Annotated in this window: 4 protein-coding genes; 1 reads left to right on the top strand and 3 read right to left on the bottom strand. The window is 74.4% G+C overall.

Features of this window, described 5'->3' with window-relative positions:
- Positions 1-863 (bottom strand): Clp protease N-terminal domain-containing protein (locus tag ACTUAL_RS18585; RefSeq protein WP_440901157.1); only part of this gene is annotated, 863 nt, incomplete at its 3' end.
- Between the two features lie 270 nt (positions 864-1,133).
- Here ACTUAL_RS18585 and ACTUAL_RS18580 point away from each other — a divergent pair.
- Complete coding sequence (locus ACTUAL_RS18580) at positions 1,134-1,949, top strand: (2Fe-2S)-binding protein (protein ID WP_096491195.1); 816 nt, start codon at positions 1,134-1,136, stop codon at positions 1,947-1,949.
- Between the two features lie 27 nt (positions 1,950-1,976).
- Here the strand turns inward: ACTUAL_RS18580 and ACTUAL_RS18575 are convergent, their stop codons facing one another.
- Together ACTUAL_RS18575 and ACTUAL_RS18570 are read right to left on the bottom strand one after the other, a co-directional pair.
- The gene (locus ACTUAL_RS18575) at positions 1,977-2,825 is read right to left on the bottom strand and encodes an ABC transporter ATP-binding protein (RefSeq protein ID WP_440901156.1); all 849 of its coding nucleotides are present in this window, start codon (positions 2,823-2,825) and stop codon (positions 1,977-1,979) included.
- A complete protein-coding gene (locus ACTUAL_RS18570; RefSeq protein ID WP_440901155.1) occupies positions 2,822-4,006 on the bottom strand; it encodes a FecCD family ABC transporter permease in 1,185 nt (394 codons plus the stop codon). The genes ACTUAL_RS18575 and ACTUAL_RS18570 overlap by 4 nt, the downstream gene beginning before the upstream one ends.
- Positions 4,007-4,149: the final 143 nt, after the last annotated feature.

Here is a 4,149-nt window from a genome sequence, read left to right as displayed (position 1 = left end):
GTGTGGATCTCGTCGATGAACAGGATGATGTCGCCGCGGGTGCGGATCTCCTTGAGCACCTTCTTCAGGCGCTCCTCGAAGTCGCCGCGGTAGCGGGAACCGGCCACCAGCGAGCTGAGGTCGAGCGTGTAGAGCTGCTTGTCCTTCAGCGTCTCGGGCACCTCGCCCTTGACGACCATCTGCGCCAGGCCCTCGACGACGGCGGTCTTGCCGACGCCGGGCTCGCCGATGAGCACCGGGTTGTTCTTGGTGCGCCGGGACAGCACCTGCATGACCCGCTCGATCTCCTTGGCCCGCCCGATGACCGGGTCGAGCTTGCCCTCGCGGGCCATGGAGGTCAGGTTGCGGCCGAACTGGTCCAGCACCAGCGACGAGGACGGCGTGCCCTCGCCCCGGCCACCGGCCTCGGCGGGCTCCTTGCCGCCGGAGTAGCCGGAGAGCAGCTGGAGCACCTGCTGACGGACCCGGTTGAGGTCCGCGCCCAGCTTCACGAGGACCTGGGCGGCGACGCCCTCGCCCTCGCGGATCAGGCCGAGCAGGATGTGCTCCGTGCCGATGTAGTTGTGCCCGAGCTGCAGCGCCTCGCGCAGCGACAGCTCCAGGACCTTCTTGGCGCGCGGGGTGAAGGGGATGTGCCCGCTGGGTGCCTGCTGGCCCTGGCCGATGATCTCCTCGACCTGCTGGCGCACGCCCTCCAGCGCGATCCCCAACGACTCCAGCGCCTTGGCGGCGACACCCTCACCCTCGTGGATCAAACCCAGGAGGATGTGCTCGGTGCCGATGTAGTTGTGGTTGAGCATCCTGGCCTCTTCCTGGGCCAGGACAACCACCCGCCTCGCGCGGTCGGTGAACCTCTCGAACATTCGCACTCCCTGACTGCTGCGCCGGCGGTCCTCGGCTCGCCACTGGCATCCGTGGAGAGCGCGGCACCGTGGGACCACTGTAGTCGTTGCCCCGTCGCTCTCCGCTTCCGTTCAGAGCCTGTCGTCTTCGGGGAACTCCTACATCCGGTTACAACGGGTCATCTGCCAGGCAGATTCCGCGAACCGGGCGTTGTCCGCTGAGCGCGAACACCGCCATTGGTAAGGTAAGGCAAACCTCAGACGGCACGACCACAAGGACCCTGCTTCCCCATGACCGTACCGGCGCGGATCGACCCCCGCGACGCGCTGAACCCCCTGGCGGACACCGTTTCGGCCACGTCCTCCCTGGTGGGGTGGCTGGAGATCCGCTACGAGCGAACGGGCCGCGGCGCACCCGATGGATGGACCCGGTGCTCCGACCTGCTCGCCGATCCGGGGCGGTTCACCGCCTGGCGCGGCGAGCTCGCCGACTGGCTCCGGGAGCGGCACGGCGGCTCCACCGAGCGCGCCACGGCCGGGTACGTGCTCGGCTGGTACCTGGGCGCGGTCGGGATGCTCGGCGGCGCGCTGTTCCACCGGGCGCGCCGGGTCCCGTCGCTGCGCCCCGAGGACCTGGCGCTGCGGCTGGCCGACGACGGCAGGCCCGACGTGGTCGGCGTCGCGCTGCTGGCGGGCGGCTTCGCCTGCCTGCCCGGCGATCCCGCGGGCAACCACCCCGAGGCGACCGTCGTGGCCGACGAGTCCGCGCTGGCCGCGCTGCTGCGCGCCCGGTTCGCCGGGCACGCGGCCGCGTTCGCCGCCGCCTACGGCCCGACCACCCGGCTGGGCGGGCGGGCGCTGTGGGCGGCGGCCACGGACGCGCTGGACGGCTCGGCGTGGCTGGCCGGGCTGCACGGCGGCGACGAGGCGGCCGGGGTCGCGGACTCCGCGCTGCTGCTGCCGTTCCCCGAGGCCCCGTACACCTCGGCGACGACGTTGCGCGTGGTCGACGGGACCTGGACGCGCCGCCGGGAGAGCTGCTGCTTCCACTTCACCCTTCCGGGGGCACAGGCGTGTGACACCTGCCCCCGCGTCTGCGGGAAGTGACCGGCTCTCCGCCGTTCGTTGGAAGGATCAGCCCTTCGGGTGGTCTTGCCTGCGGTTGGCCGCCGCGTGCGTCGTGGACCGGATCGGCACCACCATCGGGGTGCCCGCGACCGGGTCCGCGATGACGGCGGCCTCCAGCCCGAACACCTCCTCCAGCACCTCCTCGGTCAGCACCTCGGACGGCGTGCCCTGCACCACGATCCGACCGTCCTTCATGGCCACCAGGTGGTCGGCGTAGCGGGCGGCGAGGTTCAGGTCGTGCAGCACCATGACGATCGTGCGCCCGCCCTCGGCGTGCAGCAGCCGCACCAGGTCCAGCACGTCGATCTGGTGCGCGAGGTCCAGGTAGGTCGTCGGCTCGTCGAGCAGCAGCAGGTCGGTGCCCTGGGCGAGCGCCATGGAGATCCAGGCGCGCTGGCGCTGGCCGCCGGAGAGCTGGTCCAGGGTGCGCTCGGCGAGGTCCTCCATGCCGGTCAACCGCAGCGCCTCGGCGACGGCGGCCTCGTCGTCTCCGGACCACTGCCGGTACCAGGCCTGGTGCGGGTGCCTGCCCCTGGCGACCAGGTCGGCCACGGTCAGCCCCTCGGGGCCCTGCGGGGTCTGCGGCAGCATCCCGAGCACCTTGGCCACCTCGCGGGTGGGCGCCTGCGTGATCGGCCTGCCGTCGAGCAGGACCTGCCCGCCCCTGGTGGGCAGCAGGCGGGCGAGCGCGCGCAGCACCGTGGACTTGCCGCAGCCGTTGGGGCCGATGACGGCGGTGACGGCGCCGTCGAGCACGTCCAGGTCGAGCCGGTCGACGACCAACCGGTCGCCGTAGCCGATCGACAGCTCCTGGGCGCGCAGGCGCGCGCTGGGGGACGGGGGTGCCGTGGTCATGTCCTCGCCTCCCGGCGGCTGCGGATGAGCAGGTGCATCAGGTACGGGGCGCCGAGCACGGCGGTGACCACGCCGACCGGCAGCTCCGTGCCGTCGACCAGCTGCCGGGCGATCAGGTCGGAGAGCACGCCCCGCACGGCGCCGACGCCGGCCGAGCCGCACCGCGCCGGGGTCGCGGTGCCCGCCAGGCGCACGGCGATCTGCGGGGCGGCCAGCGCCACGAACCCGATGGGGCCCGCGGCGGCGGTGGCCACGGCGGCGAGCACGACGCCGAGCAGCAGCAGGGCGGTGCGGGCGCCGTTGAGCCGCACGCCGAGGCCCCTGGTGGTGTCGTCGCCGAACTGGAGCGCGCCGAGCGTGCGGGTGGCCAGCACCGAGGCGGGCAGCAGCACGACCAGGGCGAGCGCGACCGGGACGATGTGCTCCCAGCCCCGGTTGTTGAGGCTGCCCGCGATCCAGACCATGGCGCGGGCGGTGTCGTTCACGTCGGCCTTGGTGAGCAGGTACTGGGTGGCGTTCGCGGTGATCGCGGTGACGCCGACGCCGACCAGGACGAGCCGGAAGCCCTCGATGCCGCGCCGCCAGGCGATGCCGTGGACCACCAGCCCGGCGATCAGGCCCCCGGCGAGCGCGGCCAGCGGGACACCGACACGGGCGACCGCGCCCGCGACCGCGCCGGAGCTGCCGGCCAGGACGATGACCAGCACCGCGCCGGTGCCCGCGCCCCAGGTGACGCCGATGATGTCCGGGGTGGCCAGCGGGTTGCGGGAGATGGCCTGGAAGATCGCGCCGGAGGCGGCGAGCGCGGCGCCGACGAGCAGGCCGGTGAGCACGCGCGGCAGGCGCAGCTCCACCACGACGAACCGCTGGCTGCGGCTGCCGCCGCCGAGCAGCACGTCGACGACCTGGCCGAGGCTGATCGGGAAGTCGCCGTAGGCGATGGCGACGGAGAGGACGGCCGCGGCGAGCGCGAGGCCGCCGACGACCAGGGCGATCGGGCGCGGGCGCAGCGGCCAGGAGAACGGGCCGAGGCGGACGCCGGTGCGGCCCTTCACGGTCGGGCGCGCGAGCGCGTCGCCGCCGACCGGGACGCCGGACGCGAGGCCGACCGAGGTGGCGCCGGTCGCGGGCGCGCCCCTCGCCGAGCCGTCCGCGGCGCCGTCCGCCGGGGGCCCGGTCACCGCGGCCCCCTCCCCCGCCGCGGCCCCCGCCCCCCGCCCCCCATCACCCGGGTCCGGGGGGGGGCCCGCGCCCCCAAGAACCGGGCGCCCCCCCCGGCCCACACCCAGCCCCCCCCCCACACGCCGGGGCCGGCGCCCCCCCC

The organism is Actinosynnema sp. (genome assembly GCF_052038725.1).
This window is presented reverse-complemented; position numbering and strand designations above follow the sequence as displayed.